22 protein-coding genes are annotated in these 21,685 nt (G+C 62.1%); 11 read left to right on the top strand and 11 right to left on the bottom strand.

Annotated features, from left to right (window positions below):
* Positions 1-2: 2 nt before the first annotated feature.
* Positions 3-530, bottom strand: coding sequence for a hypothetical protein (locus tag IV098_RS04435; protein WP_296886610.1), 528 nt, complete (start codon positions 528-530; stop codon positions 3-5).
* Between the two features lie 147 nt (positions 531-677).
* Here IV098_RS04435 and IV098_RS04430 point away from each other — a divergent pair, with 147 nt between their 5' ends.
* A complete protein-coding gene (locus IV098_RS04430; RefSeq protein ID WP_296886609.1) occupies positions 678-1,634 on the top strand; it encodes an MBL fold metallo-hydrolase in 957 nt (318 codons plus the stop codon).
* Between the two features lie 3 nt (positions 1,635-1,637).
* The gene (locus IV098_RS04425) at positions 1,638-3,236 is read left to right on the top strand and encodes a diguanylate cyclase (RefSeq protein ID WP_296886608.1); all 1,599 of its coding nucleotides are present in this window, start codon (positions 1,638-1,640) and stop codon (positions 3,234-3,236) included.
* Positions 3,237-3,244: 8 nt separating this feature from the next.
* Here IV098_RS04425 and IV098_RS04420 read toward each other — a convergent pair whose 3' ends face one another.
* The 5 genes from IV098_RS04420 to IV098_RS04400 form a co-directional block, all read right to left on the bottom strand.
* Complete coding sequence (locus tag IV098_RS04420; RefSeq protein WP_296886607.1) at positions 3,245-4,000, bottom strand: sulfite exporter TauE/SafE family protein; 756 nt, start codon at positions 3,998-4,000, stop codon at positions 3,245-3,247.
* Positions 4,001-4,018: 18 nt separating this feature from the next.
* A complete protein-coding gene (locus IV098_RS04415; protein WP_296886606.1) occupies positions 4,019-4,330 on the bottom strand; it encodes a DUF190 domain-containing protein in 312 nt (103 codons plus the stop codon).
* The gene (crcB, locus tag IV098_RS04410) at positions 4,327-4,701 is read right to left on the bottom strand and encodes a fluoride efflux transporter CrcB (RefSeq protein ID WP_296886605.1); all 375 of its coding nucleotides are present in this window, start codon (positions 4,699-4,701) and stop codon (positions 4,327-4,329) included. The genes IV098_RS04415 and crcB overlap by 4 nt, the downstream gene beginning before the upstream one ends.
* A gap of 63 nt (positions 4,702-4,764) precedes the next feature.
* Positions 4,765-5,424: a two-component system response regulator NarL gene (gene narL / locus IV098_RS04405; RefSeq protein ID WP_296886604.1), complete on the bottom strand. Its 660-nt coding sequence runs from the start codon at positions 5,422-5,424 to the stop codon at positions 4,765-4,767.
* On the bottom strand, positions 5,421-7,328 hold the full coding sequence (locus IV098_RS04400; protein WP_296886603.1) for a histidine kinase: 1,908 nt from the start codon (positions 7,326-7,328) through the stop codon (positions 5,421-5,423). Before IV098_RS04400 ends, narL begins: the two co-directional genes overlap by 4 nt.
* A 485-nt stretch (positions 7,329-7,813) precedes the next feature.
* Between IV098_RS04400 and nosZ the strand changes: the two genes are divergently transcribed.
* The 9 genes from nosZ (at position 7,814) to IV098_RS04355 (ending at position 17,286) form a co-directional block, all read left to right on the top strand.
* Positions 7,814-9,748: a TAT-dependent nitrous-oxide reductase gene (gene nosZ, locus IV098_RS04395; protein WP_296886602.1), complete on the top strand. Its 1,935-nt coding sequence runs from the start codon at positions 7,814-7,816 to the stop codon at positions 9,746-9,748.
* 139 nt (positions 9,749-9,887) lie between these two features.
* A complete protein-coding gene (locus IV098_RS04390) occupies positions 9,888-12,497 on the top strand; it encodes a 4Fe-4S binding protein (RefSeq protein ID WP_296886601.1) in 2,610 nt (869 codons plus the stop codon).
* Positions 12,497-13,774, top strand: coding sequence for a nitrous oxide reductase family maturation protein NosD (locus tag IV098_RS04385; protein ID WP_296886600.1), 1,278 nt, complete (start codon positions 12,497-12,499; stop codon positions 13,772-13,774). Before IV098_RS04390 ends, IV098_RS04385 begins: the two co-directional genes overlap by 1 nt.
* On the top strand, positions 13,764-14,699 hold the full coding sequence (locus IV098_RS04380) for an ABC transporter ATP-binding protein (protein ID WP_296886599.1): 936 nt from the start codon (positions 13,764-13,766) through the stop codon (positions 14,697-14,699). The genes IV098_RS04385 and IV098_RS04380 overlap by 11 nt, the downstream gene beginning before the upstream one ends.
* Before the next feature lie 9 nt (positions 14,700-14,708).
* Entirely contained in the window at positions 14,709-15,524 is an 816-nt protein-coding gene (locus IV098_RS04375; protein ID WP_296886598.1) for an ABC transporter permease subunit, read from the top strand.
* Positions 15,521-16,042 carry a nitrous oxide reductase accessory protein NosL gene (locus tag IV098_RS04370; protein ID WP_296886597.1) on the top strand — a complete coding sequence of 174 codons (522 nt, stop codon included), beginning with the start codon at positions 15,521-15,523 and terminating at the stop codon, positions 16,040-16,042. Before IV098_RS04375 ends, IV098_RS04370 begins: the two co-directional genes overlap by 4 nt.
* Before the next feature lie 5 nt (positions 16,043-16,047).
* Positions 16,048-16,332, top strand: a complete 285-nt coding sequence (locus IV098_RS04365; RefSeq protein ID WP_296886596.1) for a hypothetical protein — start codon at positions 16,048-16,050, stop codon at positions 16,330-16,332.
* Positions 16,316-16,681 carry a hypothetical protein gene (locus IV098_RS04360; protein ID WP_296886595.1) on the top strand — a complete coding sequence of 122 codons (366 nt, stop codon included), beginning with the start codon at positions 16,316-16,318 and terminating at the stop codon, positions 16,679-16,681. Before IV098_RS04365 ends, IV098_RS04360 begins: the two co-directional genes overlap by 17 nt.
* Positions 16,681-17,286, top strand: a complete 606-nt coding sequence (locus IV098_RS04355; protein ID WP_296886594.1) for a nitrous oxide reductase accessory protein NosL — start codon at positions 16,681-16,683, stop codon at positions 17,284-17,286. Before IV098_RS04360 ends, IV098_RS04355 begins: the two co-directional genes overlap by 1 nt.
* A 48-nt stretch (positions 17,287-17,334) precedes the next feature.
* Here IV098_RS04355 and IV098_RS04350 read toward each other — a convergent pair whose 3' ends face one another.
* The 5 genes from IV098_RS04350 to IV098_RS04330 are packed head-to-tail and all read right to left on the bottom strand — an operon-like array spanning position 17,335 to position 21,677.
* Positions 17,335-17,592, bottom strand: a complete 258-nt coding sequence (locus tag IV098_RS04350; RefSeq protein WP_296886593.1) for a hypothetical protein — start codon at positions 17,590-17,592, stop codon at positions 17,335-17,337.
* 22 nt (positions 17,593-17,614) lie between these two features.
* Positions 17,615-19,456, bottom strand: coding sequence for a VWA domain-containing protein (locus IV098_RS04345; RefSeq protein WP_296886592.1), 1,842 nt, complete (start codon positions 19,454-19,456; stop codon positions 17,615-17,617).
* A 3-nt stretch (positions 19,457-19,459) separates the two neighbouring features.
* Positions 19,460-20,491 (bottom strand): 4Fe-4S binding protein, encoded by a 1,032-nt coding sequence (locus IV098_RS04340; RefSeq protein WP_296886591.1) that lies wholly within the window; start codon positions 20,489-20,491, stop codon positions 19,460-19,462.
* Positions 20,488-20,865, bottom strand: coding sequence for a hypothetical protein (locus IV098_RS04335; protein ID WP_296886590.1), 378 nt, complete (start codon positions 20,863-20,865; stop codon positions 20,488-20,490). The genes IV098_RS04340 and IV098_RS04335 overlap by 4 nt, the downstream gene beginning before the upstream one ends.
* Complete coding sequence (locus tag IV098_RS04330) at positions 20,862-21,677, bottom strand: CbbQ/NirQ/NorQ/GpvN family protein (protein WP_296886589.1); 816 nt, start codon at positions 21,675-21,677, stop codon at positions 20,862-20,864. The genes IV098_RS04335 and IV098_RS04330 overlap by 4 nt, the downstream gene beginning before the upstream one ends.
* Positions 21,678-21,685 lie beyond the last annotated feature (8 nt).

Genomic DNA, 21,685 nt, shown 5'->3' with positions numbered 1-21,685 from the left:
GGTCAGCGATTCATTTCCAGGGTGAAATGGCCCACCCGATTGCTCTGCCCGGCCGGGCGATACAGTTCGACCGTCGGCATGGTGAGCGTTTTACCCTGCGCTTCGAGCGTATCGGCCAGTTTTTGATACGTCTTGGAGGGAGCCAGCAGCACGACCGCATGCACCTCGGCGGCGTACACCGGACGGCGGGCGATGCGGCCCTCGGTCAGGCCGGCCGGAATCGCCGCCGTTTCGCTGAGCGTGTAGCCCACCTGCGCGCGCACCTTGCCGTGGGTCGCGCGCGGATCGCTCAGGATCACGTTGATGGTGTCGCCCGCTTCCACCTTGGCGAGATCGAACTTCTCCAGCACGGTGCGCTGCGGCTTGCGGATATTGCTGATTGGCCCCTCGTACTCGAGGTAGGCATAACGGTAAGGCCCGGCCTCGGTTTCGCTCACGCTCACCGCGTTGAATCCGCCCCACCACCAGAACACCGCCACGAGCGGCAATACGAATGCCAGCACGAACGCTGGCCACTGTTTTTTGAACACGCCTGACTCCCTCTTACACATTTTGAAGATATCACAGCATGGGCCGCGGACGGTCGTCATCCAGGACACGCCTGTCCCGTTTGAAAGCCGGCATACCGGAATCGCCATACTGTTTATAATGCCCTACCCGAGAACCTGATTAATTTTGTGAATAGCCTGCTGCGTCTCCTGTTTTCGCTGATCTGCTGCGTCTGCCTTCCTGCCGCCGCAGCCAATCTAGTGGATGTCGACGTGCCGATGAAGGCGGTCAAGCTGGGCGCCCACAGCTATTTCGTGGAAGGTTTGCCCGGCGCGGCCTCCAGCGAAAACCAGGGCTTCATGTCGAATGCCGGCTTTGTCGTCACCGGCGAGGGTGTGGTGGTATTCGATACCCTGGCCTCGCCGCCGCTGGCCGACAAACTGCTCGGCCTGATCCGCACGATCACCCCGCAGCCGATCCGCCGCGTGATCCTCAGCCATTGCCACGCCGACCATTTCTACGGACTGCAGACCTTCAAGGCGCTCGGCGCCGAAATCTGGGCACACCGTGCTGCCGAGGGCTGCACCCGCAGCGAGGCGGCCGCCGAGCGCCTGGCGCAGCGCCGCGACGTGCTGTTTCCCTGGGTCAACGAGACCACCCGCCTGCTGGAAGCGGATGTTTTTCTGGAAGGCGACACCGATTTCGAAATGGGCGGCCTCCACTTTGCGTTGCGCCACGTCGGCCCTGCGCATTCGGCAGAAGACCTGGCCATGCTGGTGCAGGAAGACGGCGTGCTGTATGCCGGCGATCTGGTGTTTCTGGGGCGGGTGCCCTATGTCGGCGATGCCGACAGCCGCAGTTGGATCGCTGCGCTCGACAAGCTGATCGCGCTGCAACCCAGGGTTCTGGTGCCCGGCCACGGTGCGTTTTCGCGCACGCCACGCGCCGATCTGGTGTTCACCCGCGACTACCTTGTGTTCGTACGCGAGCAGATGGGTCGGGCCGCACGCGATCTGGTGCCCTTCGAGGATGCTTATGCGGCGACGGACTGGTCGGCCTGGCGCAATCTGCCGGCCTTCGAAGAGGCCAACCGGGCCAACGCGTACAACCAGTATCTCCGGCTGGAACAAGAGGGCATGGAATAAATCATGCTCTGCTCACCCGAGGCACTGCTGCAAAAGAATCAGACATTGACCGACACCTGGGATCGCTATCTGGCGAGCCCCAGTTTCGAAAATTTCGTCGAGCTCGCCATCTCGATCAACAGCTTCACAGAATTCCTCATCGACAAAGGCATCGCGGCGTTGCATCACGCCAGCCACCAGCTCGAACAGGTGACGCTGACGCTGTTTACCCAGGAGGTCGAACATCCGCTGCCGCAAGCCGCGCAGGACGATCTCAACGAGCGCGTGCGTGCGCTGGCGCGCCTGACCCAGGCACGCGCCAATTCCAGCCTCGACACCCTGCCGCGCGATCCCGTATTCATTGCGCCGCAAAGCATGCGCAGCGCGCGCGCCTGGCTGATCGGACACCAGCAGGCCAGCTGGTCCGAGCTGCTGACGCAGCTGGGCTATTTCGGCATGTCGACCGAGTTCGTGAGTTGGGATCAGCCGGTCGCCGACAGCGCGGATGCAGCCCCCCTGCTGCTGCTTGATCTGAGCGGGCTGCCCGCGTCCGAATGGCATGAACGGATCCAGACACTGCGACAGCGTTTCGGGATGGGACAGCTGATCGCGCTCGAAGTCGCGTCCGATTTCGACCAGCTGCAGTTGGCGCTGAAGAGCGGCTGCGACAGTTGTCTGCTGACCGGCACGCCGTCTCACGCCGTCGTCGAACACATCATGCAGTTGAACGAATGCCACGATCAGGAAGCCTACCGCGTGCTGATCGTCGAAGACTCAAAAACCGCCAGCCACTTCATCCACCGCACCCTGGCGGAAATCCAGATCAACGCGCACATCGTCAACGATCCGCGCGAAACGCTGCACGCGCTCAAGCAGTTCAATCCGGATCTGATCCTGATGGACATGTACATGCCCAGCTGCACCGGCGTCGAAGTCGCGCGCATCATCCGCCAGCACAGCGAATTCCTCAGCATTCCGATCGTCTACCTGTCGGGCGAAACCAACGTCGCGCTGCAGGTCGACGCCATGCGCCTCGGCGGCGATCATTTCCTCACCAAGCCGTTCAACCCGGTTTTCCTCAACACCATCGTCAAGAGCAAGATCGAGCGTTACCGCGCCCTGCGCCGCTCGATGTACCACGACAGCCTGACCGGCCTGCTCAACCATGCCAGCGGCAAGCACACGCTGGACGTCGTGCTGTCCGGCATCGTGCACGAGGGCGGATTCCTGTCGGCGGTGATGCTCGATATCGACCATTTCAAGCAGGTCAACGACCGCTACGGCCACCCGGTCGGCGATCAGGTCATCCGCAGCCTGTCGTGGCTGCTCAAACAGCGCCTGCGCAAGCACGACATGATCTGCCGTTACGGCGGCGAGGAATTCCTGATCGGCCTGCCGCACACCGATGCCGAGCAGGCGCTCGCCATCATGGAGCGCATCCGCCACGACTTCTCGCAAATCCACCACCCGCATGGCGACAGCCATTTCCTCGCCACCATCAGCGTGGGCATCGCCACCTACCCGCTGGTGCAAACCGGCGACGCGCTGATCAAGGCCGCCGACCAGGCGCTGTATCAGGCCAAGCACGGCGGCCGCAACCGCGTCTGCAGTAGCGACGACTAGCTGAGAAACTACAACGAGCCAAAGATCAGCTTCAGGCCGATCAGGATCGTCACAATTTCAAACGAGCGCTTGATCCACAGGTTGCCCTTCTTGATCGCCAGGTGGCTGCCGAGATAGCCGCCGATGATCGAGCCCGCCAGCAGCGCCGGCATCCAGCTCCACGCCACGGTACCGATGACGCCCAGCACCAGCGCGCCGGTGCCGTTCCACACCAGGCCACAGAGAATCAGCGTGTAGGCGACCGCGCGGGTGTAGTCGAGTCCGAAATAACGAATCAGCCAGACGGTGAGAAAGAGGCCGGTGCCGCTGGTGATCGAGCCGTTGAGGAAGCCGACCGCGAACAGCCCTGCCATGCCGCCGGCGAGTGCCCTGCCCTGCTGGTTTCGGGGCGCATGTTCCATGCCGAGCCGGGGCTTGAACACCGAATACACCCCCAGCCCCAGCGTCAGCACGCCCAGCGCCAGCGTGGCGGCGCGTTCGGGAATATGCAGGATGGTGAGCGCGCCCAGCACCACGCCGGGCAGGCCGGCACCCAGAATGATCAGCGAGAAGCGGCGTTCGAGATGCGACTCCCTGAGGTGCCTCAGCGTCGCGCCGAGGCCGAGCGCAACGCTGGCGATCTTGTGGGTGGCGAGCGCGGTGCCGAAACTCAACCCCAGAAAAATCAGCATCGGGAACTGGATCAGCCCGGCGCCGCCACCCGACAGGGCCGAAAAAAAATTCGCCGCCAGCGAGGCGACGAACAGGATGATCTGGTCGAGCATAATTCAAGGGGGCATGCGTCAGCCGGTGATGCCGATTTCAGCGGGCAGTTTTGTGTACACCAGCTTCAGCCCGGCTGCACCGATCGCTTGCAGCAACTGGTCCGCGACAGCCGCCTCGACAAAGAACTCGACCACCACCGGCAATTCGCCCGCCAGCTCGAAGAAGCCCGCATCGTGCCGATGCGAACGGCCGAATCCGGCGATGGCCTGAAACGCCGACCCGCCTGTTACCCCGATGTGCTGCGCCGTATCGAGCAGCCATTCGTAGGTGAGCTTGCCGTGATGGCGGCTGGATTCGCTGACAAAAACCTGCAGGCACACGCAATTCATTTGAAGAGCCTCATGCTGTAAAACCCCAGCCCGGTCGCCAGGAAAGAGCCGGCCATGTGGCTAAAGGCGATCAGGCCGCCGGTGACCCAGAGGCCGCGCATCAGCGCGGTGACGACTTCGGCGGAAAAGGTGGAGAAGGTGGTGAGGCCGCCGAGCAGGCCGGTGATCAGGAACAGCCGCGCCTCGGGCGGCAGGCCAGGATGCTCGGCAAACCAGGCGATGATCAGGCCGATGAAATAGCCGCCGACCAGATTGGCGGCCAGGGTGCCGAGCGGCATCGCGGGGTAGACCGGGTTGAGCCACAGCCCGAGACCCCAGCGCAGCCAGGCGCCGAGTGCGGCGCCAATGCCCACGGCAAGAAAGGCAGTCATGGCTGGGATGCGGCGGGTGGCGTCATACGCGTATTCTAGCCGGAGCGGTCGCGGCAAACACGCTCATGTCTTGCCCTGGCGCCGGCAGCGATCCGCCCACACCGCGGCTTCCACGCGCGAACGCAGGTTGAGTTTCTTCAGCAGGTGTTTGACATGCACTTTCACCGTGCCCTCGGCGATGTCCATGTCGCGGGCAATCAGCTTGTTGCTCTTGCCGGCGATCAGGTGTTCGAGGATGCGGTTTTCCTGATCGGTCAGCCCGGCTTCGGCAGGACTCGGGGGGCGGCTCTTTTCGCGTAGCGAGGCCACCAGCAATTGCGTGAGGCGTTCGCTGATGGTGATCTTGCCGTGCGCCGCCTCGACCAGTTGCTGCATCAGGTCTTCCGGCTCCATGTCCTTCAGCAGATAGCCGTCGGCGCCGGCCTGCAGGGCGGCCATCAGATCGTCAGCGTGATCGGAAACGGTCAGCATGATGATGCGCGCATCGAGCCCCTCATCCTTCAGTGTTTTCAGCACCTCGATTCCGCTCATGTCCTTCATGTTAAGGTCGAGCAGGATCATGTCGGGAAGCAGGCTACGCGCGAGCGACATGCCCTCTTTGCCGCTGGGGGCCTCGCCGACCAGACGGAATTCGGGTGTCGCCTGGATCAGCTGGATCACCCCTTTGCGAAACAGCGGGTGGTCGTCGACGATCAGGAGGGTCTGGGGTTCGGCTGGATTCATGCGTCGTTGGCGTGTACAGGGTGGATGGGAATGATCGTCTCGCGACGGCTTGCCGGCATGAAATGCAGGGTCACGCGAGTGCCCAATGCGGGCAAATTCTCGACGCTCAGCTGACCGCCCAGATTTTTCGCCCGCTCGTCCATGATGGTCATGCCGTAATGATGCACTCCTGCGCTTTGCTGGATGCCGATGCCGTCATCGGTGACGGTGGCCGACACCGAGCCGTCGCTGTTGCACTGCACCTTGACCTCGGCCTGCTTCGCCTGGGCATGGTTGAGCACATTGGACAGCGCCTCGCGCACGATCTGCAGGGCATGGATTTCCTCGTTGGGGCTGAGCGTACAGCCCGCCAGATGCACGTCCAGCCGAATGGGAATGTTGCCGCGACCGGAGAATTCGGCGACCGTCGTTTCCAGTGCGGCAGCCAGTCCCTCGCCCTCGATGCGCAGACGGAAGGTGGTGAGCAGCTCGCGCAACTGGCGGTAGGCACTGTTGAGTCCCTCGCGCAACTCGGCCAGCACCTCGCCCGCCTCGCTGCCTGCGCCTGAGCGTTCGACCAGCGGCTTCAGGCGGCTGACCTGGATTTTCATGTAGGCCAGCGACTGCGCCAGCGAGTCGTGCAGTTCGCGCGCCAGTGCGGCGCGCTCTTCCAGCAGCGACAGCCGGCGGCTTTGTTCGGCGCGGCGTGCGGTGCCGATGGCAATGCCGATATGGCGCGACAGCGCATCCAGCAACTGAGTCTGCCAGGCCACCAGCTCCTTGCCGGGCGGCATTTCCAGTTGCAGCACGCCGTAATGGTGCTCGGTGTCCTGCAGCGGCAGCGACAGCACGCGGCTGCCGTTTTTGAGCGCATGCACGGCCAGCGACGGGCTGGCCAGACATTCGGCGCAACTCATGAGACCGCATACATCGACGTCGCCACGCGCGGGTTCCAGCGTCGTCGCAATCATCCGTGCGTGCGACTCGCCGGCCTCGACCAGACAAGCCTGACCGTGGCCCACGCCCAGTACGTTTTCCAGATCCTTGAGCAGGATGGCGTAAGTGTCCGGCGCCACCGGGCCGTTATACAGCCGTGCGATCGAGTGGTAGAGAAGTTCTAGCGAGCGATTGGCGATGGTGAGCTCTGCGGTCTTTTCCGCCACGCGCGCTTCCAGATTCTGGTAGAGCTTGGAGAGGTCTTCCGCCATATGGTTGAAGGCCTGCCCCAGCCGTCCGATCTCGTCTTCACCGGCCAGATCGGTGCGCGCCGCCAGATCGCCCTGGCCGATCCGGTCGGCCAGACCCAGCAGGTCACGCAACGGGTGAACCAGGATGTTGTTGACCAGATAGATGGAGAGGATCACCACCAGCAGCGTGGCGACGACCGCCGCGCCGAGGATGACGCGCATGACGAGGATTTTCGCTTCGGCGGCATCCTCGATCTGTTTGACCAGATCGTTGATGCGGGCGACGAATGCGGGAATCTGCTGCAGCAGTGCCGTGTCCGTTGCGGCCGCCGGTTCGGTCAGGCCGGGCTTGATCTGCGTGTGCCAGCTGTCGACGACCTGCCGGTACACCTGCTTGAGCGGCATGGTTTCATCGTCCGGCAGCACCGCCAGGATGGGGCCTGCCTGGAGGTCGCTTTCAAACCGGGCGATGGCCAGTTGCAGCGTGTCCCGGTACCCGGGGCTGCCGGTCTGCTGCAGTTGTTGATGGATCGACGCCATGCGCCAGCTCTGCATGCGCAGGCTGCCCGCCAGATTGATCGCCTGGCCGCTGCCCTGGGTGGTCTCCGCCACCATCCACGAGGTGGACATGCTGGCCACCGCCAGCACGGTGATGGCGACAAACATGCCGCCCAGCCGCAGCAGCAGCGAGTTCTGCAAAGTGTTTCCCAGCGCGGTCCTACCCAGAAAATGGCGCACCCGTTTTCTCCATCCAGTCAACGCTTATTCCTTGTTACGCGGGTATTGCGGTTTATTCCAGCTTCAGAAGCAGAGTATTTGCGCCGCCCCACTTTCGCGCCAGCGCAAACAGCCCATGCCGGCGTTTGATTTTAAGTTTGCTTCTTATGCAGACGGTATGAACAGACCGATATTAATGGGTACCTCCAAAGAGGTATAAGGCCGCTATAACGTCACACCGGGAAAAATGTCCTCAATCAAAACAATTGGTTAATCATTATTTCACGATTAAGCATAAGCACAGTCGGCTCACCACGCGGGTATTGGCCACATGCCCCGCCCGGATAATTCGATTTATCTATCCCAATATTTGCTAATGTGGGCGTGCGACATATTGACGCAGTAGCGGGTACATGCATCCCCGCCATTTTTTTTCGGTCCGGATCGCAGCTTGCCATCTACGAGCCGGCAGCAACCGTTAACTTGACATAGGGAGCCAGGCCATCATGACACAGGACGACACCACAAACCGCGACACCCAGCCCGATCTGGGACGCCGTAAATTTCTGAACTCCGCCGCACTTGTCGGCCTCTCGGGTGCCGGCCTGTCTGTTGGTCTGTCTGCCTGCAACAAGGAATCGGCTCCAGGCGCGAAAGCGCCAAGCGCCAAAGGCGAAGTAGCCACGCACAGCCCATATGAGGTGCCACCTGGCCAACTCGATGAATACTACTCGTTCTCGAGCGGCGGCCATTCCGGCGATGTGCGCATCTACGGCCTGCCATCCGGTCGCCAACTAAAGAGCATTCCGGTCTTCAACACGGACAACCTGGTGGGCTGGGGCATCACCAACGAATCCAAGGCCATCATCGGCACCAGGCCCGATGGCTCTCTGAAATACTCCACCGGCGACACACACCACGTACACCAGTCCTACACCGACGGCACCTACGACGGCAAGTACATGTTCGTGAACGACAAGATCCATGGCCGACTGGCCCGCATCCGGATGGACACCATGGAATGCGACAAGATTACGGAAATCCCCAACATCCAGGGCTTTCACGGCACCTTCACCGACAAGCGTGACCCGGTCGATGCCAGCATCAATCACACTACCCGTGTGTTCTGTGGCGCAGAATTCTCGATTCCATTGCCCAACGACGGGCGCAACATGGATGATGGCAGCAAGTACAAATCGCTGTTCACCTGTATCGATTCCAACACCATGGATGTGCGCTGGCAGGTGCTGATTGATGGCAACTGCGATCTGGTGGCGACCTCTTACGACGGCAAGCTGACTTGTACCAACCAGTACAACACCGAAATGGGCGTCCATTATGAAGAAACCATGTCGGCCGAAATGGATGCCTGCCTGTTCTTCAACGTGGCCCGTGTCGAAGAAGCCGTCAAGGCCGGCAAGTTCACCACCATCGGCAGCTCAAAGGTTCCGGTAGTGGACGGCACACGGGCTTCCAACAAGGATCCGAAAACCGCGCTGACCTGCTACGTGCCGATCCCGAAGAACCCGCACGGCGTGAACATCAGCCCGGACGGCAAGTATTACGCCTGCTCGGGCAAGCTTTCTCCCACTGCTTCAGTGATCGAACATGCACTGGTGCTGAAATGGTTCGACGGCGAACTGCCTAACGCACGCGACGCAGTGGTCGCAGAACCCGAAATCGGTCTCGGCCCGCTGCACACCGGATTCGACAACAAGGGCAATGCCTACACCACGCTATTCCTCGACAGCCAGATCGTGAAGTGGAACGTGGAAGCCGCGATCAAGGCATTCAAGGGTGACAAGACTGCCAAGGCCGTGGTCGACCGTATCGACGTGCATTACCAGCCGGGCCACGGCTTCACCTCCATGGGCGAAACAAGGGAAGCGGATGGCCGCTTCTTCAACTCGGACAACAAGTTCTCCAAGGACCGTTTCCTGCCTGTAGGCCCTCTCCACTGCGAGACGGCACAGTTGATCGATATCAGTGGCGACAAAATGAAGCTGGTGCACGACCACTCGGTGCTCTCTGAGCCGCACGACTCAATCATCGTCCGCCGCGACATCATCAAGACGCGCCAGATCTACGATATGGACGAGTTCCCGAACGCAGTGAAGGATCCAGCGGAATCAGGCGTCTTCCGCAATGGCAAAAAGGTGACGGTCAAGCTCACCAGCCAGGCGCCGGCCTTCAGCCTGCGGGAATTCAAGCTCAAAAAGGGCGATGAAGTGACCCTCATTCTGACCAACCACGACAAGGTGGAGGATCTGACCCACGGTTTCGCAATGCCGAAGTACGACATCAACTTTATCGTCAACCCGCAGGAAACCAAGTCAGTCACCTTCATCGCCGACAAGCCCGGTGTCTACTGGTGTTACTGCACCCACTTCTGTCACGCCCTGCATCTTGAAATGCGCAGCCGCATGATTGTCGAGGCCTGAACGGCGACTCCGTTCCCGGTAGAGGGACGAGTCGCGGCACGAACCCTTTACGATCATCCGGCAGCAAATCAGCGTCCGCAGGGGCGCTGCCTTTTTTGTGCTTGTTCAAAGCGATGCAGCGAGGCCTTCTGATTCTTTCATGACTTATCTCCCCGGTTTTTTTACCCGTTTCCTGGCAGGGCTTTGCCTGATCTGCGCATGGGGTCTGGCCGTTGGCGAAAGCGGAAGTTATGAGGCGCCCCTGCCCGTCCAGCTGTCAACCGATCCAGATCTCTGCGCGTACGTCCCGTGCAAGGAGGTGCTGCCCGGTGCCGACAGTTTTTCCCACCGCATGGGCAAGCCAGCCTATGTCGAGGCCTACCAGAGCAGGAAAAGCGACCCTGGCGAGAAAAACGACCGCAAGCTGATTGGTTACGTCTTTCTCTCCACCGACATCGTCGACATTCCCGCCTATTCAGGCAAACCTGTCGTGACCCTGATCGGCATGAATACCCAGGGCATCGTCACCGGCGTTCGGGTGCTCAAACACTCCGAGCCGATCCTGCTGCTGGGCATTCCGGAAGAGGAACTCACCAAGTTCATCAAGCAATACCTCGGCAAGTTTGTCGGCTCAAAGATCGAAGTGGGCGCAGGGCGTCCGAATCAGGGCGTGATCGGCCTGGACGCCATCACCGGAGCCACGGTGACCGTGATTGCCCAAAACCAGGTCATTCTTCGCAGTGGCCTGGCCATTGCAAAGCAGGTGGGCATCATCGAACCCACCGTGCTGCCGCAGGCGAAGTTCAGGCCGGTCGAAGGTAAACTGGATTGGGGTCAGCTGGTCAAGGAAGGCAGCGTCCAGCGCATTCAGGTCAGTACCGAGGCGGTCGGAATGCCCCGTGCCGACCAGCCCTACATCGATATGTATTTTGGCTACCTCAACGCACCGGGAGTCGGGCGTAGCGTGCTCGGCGACGCGGTCTACGAAAGCCTGATGTCCCGGCTCAAGCCCGACGAACATGCCATCTTTATCGTCGCCAGCGGGGTGGAATCGTTCAAGGGCTCGGGCTTTGTGCGCGGCGGGATTTATGACCGGGTGCAGGTGGCCCAGGGCATCGATACCTTCACCTTCCGCGATCTGGATTACCTCAATCTCTACGACATCAAGGCAGCCGGTGCGCCCGCTTACCGGGAGTCGGCCATCTTCATCATCCGCTCGCCCACATTCAGCGCGGCCTATCCCTGGAGTCTGGTGTTTCTGGCCAACAAGATGGATCGGCAAACCCGCGCCAAGACTTTCGTCAACTTCGACCAGGAATACTGGCTGCCCAGCCGCTATCTGGAAGGCGGCCGTCCGGAAATCATCGAGCCGGAAGCGACCTGGGTGACCGTATGGAAAACCCGCAAGGTCGAGGTCATCCTGTTTCTGCTCTGGCTCACCGCAGCGGGAACGGTGTATGCATTGCGCGACAAGCTGGTTCGTCGCTCAACCATGAAAGACAAGCGCTGGAAGGACATCCCGAAATACCTGCTATGGGCTACGTCGATCGGATTCGTCGGGTTTTACCTGCTGGCCGTGCCGTCCATCACGCAGGTGCTGACCTGGTTCCACGCCATCCTGTTCGAGTGGCGCTGGGAATTGTTCCTGTCCGATCCGTTCGTCTTCCTGTTCTGGATTTTCATTGTCGTCTCGGTATTTTTCTGGGGACGCGGGATGTTTTGCGGCTGGATGTGCCCCTACGGTTCGCTCGCCGAGCTGGTCTACCATGTGGCCGGCAAACTGGGCCTCAAGCGCTATCAGCGCCATCTGCTGCCGCAAAACTGGCATGATCGCCTGAAATGGATCAAGTACGGCGTTTTTGCGATTTTGCTCGGGGTGTCGTTCTATTCCATCGGGCTGGCGGAAAAGCTCGCCGAAATCGAGCCCTTCAAAACCACTTTCCTGGTCGGGGTGTGGAACCGCTCCTGGCCTTTCGTCACTTTCTGGACGGTCTTGATTGTCGCTTCGGCTTTTTTCGAGCGCCCGTTCTGCAAGTATCTGTGCCCGCTCGGCGCAGCGCTGGCGGTGCCCTCCACGTTCCGCTGGTGGGGGCTCAAGCGCAAGCAAGAGTGTGGCCCATGTGCGGCGTGCCAGGTGGGCTGCGGATCCCAGGCCATCGACGATTCGGGCCGTATTGACCAGCGTGAATGTCTGCTGTGTCTGGACTGCCAGGTGCTGTATTACGACGACCACGCCTGCCCACCGCTGGCGCAGGAGCGCAAGCGCCGCACCAAGGCCGGAGAGCCGCTGACAGCGATCGGTTCGGACGGCTACTTCATCCCCATCATCCCGGTCGTCGCGGCGCCTGCTGCTGCGGCGCGGCCAAGCCTGGCCGCCTTCATCGGGCAGGAGTTCTTCGACCACGCGTTCCCCTGGAGCCGCAAGGTATTCCAGCAGCCGGTCCTGCTGCAGGCAGCCACGTTCGCCCTCACCATACTGGTGACCTGGGTGTGGGTGCTCGGTGCGGCCGGCAGTATTGGTCCCGGCATCATTCTGGGCTGGTGGCTGGCCTGGAGCGTGTACGAAATGGTGGTACGCATGCGCTGCAAACCCTACGTCAAAGACGGCCCCTGGTGGGGGCGCAATCTGGTTCCGGCATCCTGGGCTGACATGGCCGCCTACGTGGCGTTCAAAAACCTGCTGATCGCCGCCGCCTTGTTCCTGGTCATGAAAGGCATGGGCGTGCTGGACTTCCTGCAAGACCTGCCAGCGTTGCAATGGCTGTATTGATGCGCTACCGCCCCCCCCCGCTTGCGGTTGCATGGTTCTGCTTGCTGGCAGCCGGCAGCGGGGATGCTGCCGAACTGACCGTGCAGACAGGGCAGTCCATCGCTGCGGCGATTGTGCAGGCTTCGCCCGGTGACGTGATCCGGGTGGAAAAAGGCTATTACCAGGAGCAACTGGTGATCGACAAACCCTTGACGCTGAAAGGGATTGGCCGCCCTACCCTGAGCGGCGGCTTCAAGGGCGACACGATCCGGATCACCGCAGAGGATGTGGTTATCGATGGCTTGATCGTGCGTGATTCGGGCGATGAACTGATCGACCAGAATGCCGGCATCTTCATCAAGCCGGGGGCGCATCGCGCGGCGGTGCGCAACTGCGACCTGACCTACAACCTGTTCGGCATTTATATCCAGACGGCCAAGAACGTCGAGATCCGCAACAATGTCATCACCGGCAAGCGCGATTATCGGTCGCCCCGGCGCGGCAACGGCATCCAGCTCTATAACACCGAAGGCGCGCAGATCATCGGCAACAACATCAGCTTCGTGCGCGACGGCATCTACGTCGACGTGTCGCACCACGCAGTATTCCGCAACAACCGCATCCACCATTCCCGCTACGGCACCCACTACATGAACTCCCACTACAACGTGTGGGAAGGCAACGACTCGTACCACAACCGTGGCGGCCTCGCCCTGATGATGACCCGCCATCAGGTGGTGCGCAATAACCGCGCTTGGGGCAATTCGGATCATGGCATCATGCTGCGCACCATTCAGGACTCGGTCATCGAAGGCAACATTGTGGCGGGCAATGAACGCGGTTTCTTCATCTACGATGCCGAGTACAACACCCTGCGCAACAACCTGATCGTAGACAACACCACAGGCGTGCATCTGGCGGCGGGTTCGATCCACAACCAGGTCACCGGCAACGACTTCATCTCAAACCGTACCCAGATCAAATACGTCGCCAGCCAGGACGTGATATGGGGCAAGGACCGTGGCAACTTCTGGAGCAACTATGTGGGCTGGGACCGCAACGGCGACGGCATTGGCGATGTGCAATACGAGGCCAACGATCTGGTCGACCGTCTGTCCTGGCAACACCCGATGATGAAGCTGCTGCTCGCCAGCCCGGCGGTACAGACGCTGCGGCTGGTCAGCCAGCAGTTCCCGCTGTTGCGCGCGCCCAGCGTCGTCGATCCCACCCCCGTGATGCAACCGTACCAATCTGACTGGGGCCAATGGCGTAGCCGTTACTTCCATTATGAAAACTGAGACACAAACTGAAGCGGGAACGGCGGTCATCGTCGCGCGCGGCGTACACAAGCACTACGGGCCGATTCATGCGGTCGATGGCGTCGACCTCGATATTCGCGCTGGTGAACTGTTCGGCCTCATCGGCCACAACGGCGCCGGCAAGAGCACGATGTTCAAGATGATGCTCGGCCTGATCCCCGCCACGGCGGGCGACATCCGCATCGATGGCGCACAGGTGAGTGGCGGAAATTTTCGCGCGGTGCGGCGCACGATCGGTTACCTGCCGGAAAATGTCGTGCTCTACGACAACCTCACCGGGCTTGAAACACTGCACTTCTTTTCGCGCCTGAAAGGCGTGTCACAGGCCGAAAGCGGCGCGGCGCTCGAACGTGTCGGTCTGGCGCAGGCGGCCAGGCGGCGGGTGCGCGAATACTCCAAGGGCATGCGCCAGCGGCTCGGCTTTGCCCAGGCGCTGCTCGGCAAGCCGCGCATCCTGTTTCTCGACGAGCCGACTTCCGGGCTCGACCCGGAGGCGATCCGCAGCTTCTACGCGATCCTGCGGCAACTTCGCAGCGAAGGCGTGACGATGGTGATCACCTCCCACATCCTCGCCGAAATCCAGGAAAGGGTGGATCGCCTGGCCATCATGACCGCCGGCAAGATACAGGCCAGCGGCACGGTGCAGGCCTTGCGCGAGCAGATGGATCTGCCGCTGTGGTTTACCGTGCGCACCGCGCAGGCGGATTTCGCCGCGGTGCGCGCAGCGCTTGCCCATCTGCCTGTCGGCGCAATCGAGACGCACGCCGATCATCTGACCGTACCGTGCCGGCGCGAAAACAAAATGGCGGTGATCGAAGCGCTTGCCGCACTGGGCGGACGCGTACGCGACATGACCGTGCGCGAACCCTCGCTCGAAGACGTGTTCTTCGGTTTTTCGGATTAAAGGGCGAGCATGGAAATCAAACAAATCACTACCCTCGCCAGCAAGGAGTTCTGGGACCGCATCCGCAATCGCTGGGTGCTGGCCGTGGCCCTGGTATTCACCGCCTTCGCACTGGTCATCGCCTACTTCGGCGCGGCGCAGCAGGGCTCCGTCGGCTTTCACGCGATCGACGTCACCATTGCCAGCCTGGTGAGTCTCGTCATTTATCTGATCCCGTTGATTGCGCTGATCCTGGGCTTCGATGCCATCGTAGGCGAACGCGAACGCGGCTCGCTCGACCTGCTGCTGTCGATGCCGATCACCCGGCTGGAAATCCTGCTCGGCAAATATTTCGGGCTTGCTGCTGCGCTGACATTTTCCACCGTGGCCGGCTTTGGTCTGGCGGGGATCGTGCTGTCGCCGCAGCTCGATCTCGATGCGCTGTTCCATTACGTCGGCTTCATGTTCAGTTCGGTGTTGCTGGGCTGCGCCTTCCTGAGTCTGGCGGTGATGCTGTCGGTGTTTGCCAGTGATCGCACGCGCGCTTCCGGACTCGCGATTGCACTATGGTTTTTCTTCGTGCTGGTGTTCGACCTGCTGCTGCTCGGCGCACTGGTCGTGACCGGCGGTCAATGGGGCGGCGAGATTTTCCCCTATCTGCTGCTGGCCAATCCCGCTGACGTGTTCCGCATCCTGAATGTCTTTGCCCTCGACGACGTTCGCACCCTGTACGGCCTGACGACTGTTTTCCCACCCACACTGGCCAACCCCTGGCTGCTGGGTCTGGTGATGCTCGCCTGGATAGCCGCGCCCTTAGGTATTGCAAGCTGGAGATTCCGCAAATGAAACCTGTACGACAAAGATTTGTTCTTGCCGCCTTCGCTGCCACCGTACTGGTGGGTTGCGGGCAATCCGCAACCGAAACCGCAGTGGTTCCCCTGGAGATCGATCAGGGCACATCCTGCAGCCTGGACGGCATGCTGCTCGCCGACTATCCCGGCCCCAAAGCACAGATTCATTATGCCGGGCAGGCCGAGCCGGATTACTTCTGCGACACGGTGGAAATGTTCCACATGTTTCTCAATCCCGAACAGGTTCGGGCCGTGCTCGGTATTTTCGTGCAGGACATGGGCAAGGCAGATTGGGACCAGCCGCGGAACCACTGGATCGATGCGAAGACCGCCTACTACGTGCATGGCAGCAAACGGCTCGGCTCCATGGGGCCGACGATCGCCAGTTTCGCGCTGGAAAAGGATGCCACCCAGTTTGCCGCCGAGCATGGCGGGAAACTTTTTCGTTTCGCCGACATTACCCCCGACATGGTGGTGCTCGACGGCGGCGCCCTTCACGACAGGAGCATGTAAACATCATGGTCGAATTCTTTGAACACGTCGCGTTCGAGACCGCAACGGAAATCGAACAGTTGTCCCGGCTGGCCTATGAATTGCGGGAGAACCACAACGCCATTCTCAAACACCATGGCGCTGAAAATGAGACCGCACTGCTGCAGCAAATACAGACCGGCGAAGTGGCTGAGCATCCAGCCTATGAGCACTACCTGGCAGCCAGAATTCTTGCCGACACTCGTGAAATAGTCCGTACAACGCTTGCTGAGAGACTCAAGGAGGCCAATCGGAATGAGCCAACATCTTGAACTCAGCACCATGATTAATGAAGCCTTTGGGGGCGACCTCGATTCCCCTGTCGAACAAACGCAGGATGCAATGATCATCCACCTGAAGAATGGCGTCACGCTGGACGTTCGCTATGCCGCGCCCGATGCCTATTCGCTGCGCTGGGTCTATGGCGATGCCGAATCCGGCATCGATACCGCCCCTCTGCACCGGGATTTGGCAAGCTTCCCTAACCACTTTCACGATGCGGGCGGCCGCATCATGGCAGATCCGATCACCCGCCCCGATGCATCACCGGAAGACAACCTGCGAAGCTTGATTCTCGCCTTGCTGGACAACCCCATGCTTGGAGTCAGGGAAACCGCCTGATGCATCTGCCGGCAAACTTGATCTTGCTGGGGGGGGCTGCAACTGTGGTTGCAATCGCTGCCTATCCGCTCCTGCCCCCTGGCCAGCAGGCAAGCCTCAATGCCGGTCCGGTCACGAACGAGCTGTGCATCGTTGCCCCTGCAACGCCCTACGATGCCTCATCAGGTCTGGCGATGCGCGCACCCAAATCGATTCCCGTTGATGCACGCTGCCCGATATGCGGCATGTATCCGGCGCGTACTCCGCGTTGGGCTGCGCAAACCGTTTTCCAGGACGGTGCGTCGCACTTCTTTGATACACCGGTCGATCTGTTTGTCTTTCTGCAAAGAAGTGGCCGCGGCAGAACACGCTACGCGCCCGCAGACATTATCGCCAGCTATGTCACCGACTTTGAAACCGGGCAATGGATCGAAGCGCAGCATGCCTTTTTCGTACAGGGCTCAACTACAATGGGCCCGATGCGGGGCGCCGATTTGCCTGCCTTTTCCACGCGCGCAGCAGCGGACGCTTTTACCCGTGGCCAGGGCGGGACGACCCTGGAATTCAAACAAGTCACGCCCGAACTGATCCAGTCGATGAACCGCAACACGCATCACCGCCACTGAGCCCCGCCGCCGCTGGCCGGTTGAAAATCCCCCGGCCACGGCAACCGCCTAACTCCCACAGCCGCCGCAGCAACCGCCGCTCGCGTGAGTGCGCCGCTCCGCTTCGACCAGCAAGCCAGCCCTGGCGAGCTCCGTTTCCAGTTCCGCGCGGGACGGTGCAGCATCGTCGAGACTCACGCACAGGCGCGCCGGGTCGGCGAAGAACGTCGCATCCAGTACGCCCGGCAGAACCTTGAGCCTGGCGCATGCGCGTTCGGCGGTTTCGGCGCAGACTGTGCCAATAAGGGTGAGAGTTTCGTTTTTCATGCGTGCTCCTTTGGGTTGAACTTCAAATGTTTTCGGTCAGCCTGGTATACAGGCTTGGCAGTACCTGGGGCAGCATGGCCGCATCGCGCACCACGACATAACCCGCCGCGCCGAACAGGTGCGGCAGGTAATCTCCAGCCTTGGCATCGATGGTCACGCAGAACGGGATCAACCCCTGTCGGCGTGCCTCGATGATCGCCATGCGGGTGTCTTCAATGCCGTAGCGGCCTTCGTACTTGTCGAGATCATTCGGCTTGCCGTCGGTCAAGATCATCAGCAGGCGGCGCGCTGATTTGCGGCTTGCGAGGATCGCGGCGGCATGGCGGATCGCCGCTCCCATGCGGGTGTAGTAGCCCGGTTTGATGGCGATGAGACGGCCACGGATGCGCGCGTCGTAGCGCTCGTCGAAACCCTTGAGCAGGTGAAAGCGCACGTTGTCGCGCCGCACCGACGAAAAGCCGTACAGCGCGAAGCGGTCGCCGGTGGCTGCCAGCGCTTCGCTGAACAGCAGCAGGCTGTCGCGGATCACATCGATCACCCGCCCCGAATCGCTGATCCAGGCGTCGGTTGAAAGCGACAGATCGGCCAGCAACAGGCAGGACAGATCGCGCTGATGGCGGCGGCTGTCGATATACAGCCCCGGCTCGGGCGCGTGCGCACCGCCTGTGCGGTCGGCGGCAAAGCGGACGCAGGCATCGATGTCGAGATCGCTACCGGCCATCTGGGCGCGCAGCCGCGTGTTTTGCGTGGCCAACGCCTGGAACTGCTGGCGCAGCCGCCGCGCCGGTGCGCGCAAGAGGGGCGGCAGGGCGCAGTCCCCGGCGTCGCGCGCGAGCAGCATTTGCAGCCGGCAGTGCGCGGGTTGCAGGCGCTGCCTGCGGTAATCCCATTCCGGCAGCAGGATGCCGTCGGCCAGCTTGCGGTCGTCGTCGGCTTCGGACGGCAGATCGAGATCGAAGCGCACCCGGCTGGCGGCACTCGTTTCGCCGTCGGCGATGCTGAGGAAATCGAGGTCGTTGGCGGCCTTTTCCGCGTGCTCGTTTTCGTCCTCGTCGAGCGGGCGGTCAACCTTGATGAACTCTGCCCAGGAAAACAGGCTTTCGGCACGAAACAACAGCATGAAGGGGCTGTTCGCCTGCGGCATGTCGACCCGCTCGGCGCGCCGCTTGCGTTTTTCCCGGTCGGCCCTGGATTGGGGGCCTGCCGGCTGCGGCGACGTCGCGCTGCCAGACCGGCGCGGCGCGGCGGCATTGACTGGCGGCTCGGGATGCAGCCATAGCGGCACTGGCGTCGGCCGCCGCCGACCCGGCGCGAAGATTGCGACCGAACCCGGCGCATCCAGCGCGGCGCGGATCGCGACTTCTGCCTCTTGCTCCGCCCCGACGAGGCTATCCAGGGGTGGGCGCAGCGCCAGCAGCGCATTGACCAGCCTGCGATAGCGCGGCGCGAGGCCGGGCAATGCGGCGAGCGTTGCACGCGCCGCTGCCTGATTGCGCACGATCCACGGCGTGTTCGGCGCGACATCGTGCGCCGCCAGTGCGATCAGCCACAGATATAGATCGCGGTTCAGCTCACGCTGCGGAAACACCTCGATCGCAGCCGGAAGATACAACGTGGCGTCGTCGCGCCACGCCAGCTCGACCTTGTCGCCGATTCCCGCCACACGCTCCATCCAGTTGCGCCGTGCGCCGTGCGCGGTGGCGCAGCCGGCACGCAGCGCCAGGCCCGCGTCGCCGCCAAGGGCACGAAAGTACACCGGCGCCATGCGTTCGATCTGCGCCAGTTCGACGCGTGCCCGGGGAAAACCCCGATAGGCGGCGCGGGTGATCAGCTTGTCCCACAGGCTGCCGACAAATTCTTCCATGGCCTAGGATCCCGTGTGTGCCGAACCGCACGCCGGCGGCAGGGTACGGGCGGCACGGGTGTTGAACGCGGCTTCGGACTCGGCGCGCAGATCGTGTACCCAGTTGAGCAGTGCCCCGTCCGGATTGGCGGCCTGGGTGTGGTCGCAGGCATCCACGCACTGTCCGCACTGCACGCAGGCGAACATCATGCGTTTGACGTTGCGCGGGTTGAGGCGCATCGGGCAGACCTGGTCGCAGGCCGAGTGGCAGCTCGCGCAATCGCGCGCGCGCGTTCGGCTGAAGCCAACCACCATGGCCTTGTCATTGCCCATCCAGGCCAGGCTCTGGAACAGGCCGACCGCGCAGCCGTAGCGGCAGAACAGGTGGCGCGCGAACAGGAATTCGACGCAGAACGCGAGGCTGGCAACCGTCAGAAAGATCGCCTGATTGCGCGTTGGCGTGCCATTGAGCAGGTTGCCGTAGACCTCGGCCGGCGGCAGTAGATAGGTCAGCAGCACCACCGCCCACAGCATCGCGAAGCCGATCGTCAGCGGCAGCACGGCAAACCACCACAGCGCGTCGCGCGGGGTTTCGCTACCATCAGGGTTGCGCGCGGGCTGCTGTTTTGTGTCCCACAGGCTTTGCTTGCCAATCGCGCGCCGCAGCATCTGGTTGAGCGTCTCGACCACCGAGAAATGCGGACACAGCCAGCCGCAGTACAGGCGGCCCCATTTCCAGCCGACATAAAGCACCGTGCCGGCGACCGCCGCCAGCGGCAGGAAGCCGCGCAGCACGATGTTGAGCGAGGCTTGCGCGGTGGACAGGCGCCCGGCGGCGAAATCGTCGAGACCAAGCGTCCAGTCGAAACCGAACAGGATGAAATGCCCGAGGTTGAGGTCGAGACGCAAAATGTCGAATAGGGGCGCACAAACGAACAGCAGGAAAAACCCTGTCTGGGTCAGGCGGCGCCAGCGTTGCACCGGCAGCCCCAGCCAGCTGCGGGCATGGCGGGCAAGCTCGGCGCGGATCGCGGCGGTAGCCTGAGTGCCGATCATGCGTAGCGCCCGAGCAGCGGGTAGCTGAAGGGCTTGCCAGCCAGTGCGCGCGCGAGCCCGAACACTCCCAGCAAAACCAGCGTGCCGTGGCAGCACACAAAATACAAAACCATGCCAATCCAGACGCCAGGCCGACTCAAATCGCCCGCCAGCACCATCAGCGCAGGCCCCCCCGCCAGCAGCAACCCGGCCAGCAGGCTTGCCGCAACGGTTTGCCGCACATGGCCGCGCACCAGCGGATCGGTGCTATTGCGATGGCGACGGAACAGCAGCAGCAACAGCAGAAACGCCAGCCCCGGCACCAGCAGCAGGTTGATCAGATAGAGCGCCTCAGCCTGTACTGCGGGAGAAGCCCGAGCCGGGACGCCGCTCATGTGCCGAAGCTCGCCCGCACCACTTCGAGCAGTGCCTCGGCGGTATCGGGGTCGTCGGTCAACGGCTCCACCAGTGCCGCGTGGCAGGCGGCGACCGGGTCGCAGCCGGCGGCAATGAGGCTGCCTGCGTACACCAGCAGGCGGGTCGAGGCGGCTTCTTCCAAGTCGTGATCCTTGAGCTGACGCAGCTGTCCGACCAGCGTCACCAGCCGGGCTGCCAGTGCCGGTGCAATACCCGTTTCGGCGACCACGATTTTTTCCTCGATCGCGCGCGGCGGGAAACCGAGACTGATTGCGATGAAGCGCTGGCGGGTCGAGGGCTTCAGGCTTTTCAGCAGGTTTTGGTAGCCGGGATTGTAGGACGCCACCAGCATGAAATCGTCCGGCGCATGGAGTTCCTCGCCGGTGCGCTCGATCGGCAGGATGCGCCGGTCGTCGGTCAGCGGGTGCAGCACCACGGTGGTGTCCTTGCGCGCCTCGACCACTTCGTCGAGGTAGCAGATGCCGCCTTGCCGCACGGCGCGGGTAAGTGGGCCGTCCGACCAGAGGGTCTGGCCATCGCCGATCAGATGGCGGCCGACCAGGTCGGCGGCGGTGAGGTCGTCGTGGCAGGCTACGGTAATCAGCGGCCGCCCCAGGCGCGCCGCCATGTGCGCGACGAAGCGCGTCTTGCCGCAACCGGTGGGTCCCTTGATCAACAGTGGCAGGCGGTTGCTGAATGCATATTCAAACAGCTCGCATTCCTTGCCGACCGGGTGGTACCAGGGGATGGCAGCGGCGCTTGCCAGGCCGGATTCGGTGAGGTCGTTCATGCTGAGGC

Source organism: Thiobacillus sp., from assembly GCF_018780105.1.
Taxonomy (GTDB): Bacteria; Pseudomonadota; Gammaproteobacteria; order Burkholderiales; family Thiobacillaceae; genus Thiobacillus.
The sequence above is the reverse complement of the archived record's forward strand: the minus strand, read 5'-3'. Positions and strand labels throughout refer to the sequence as shown.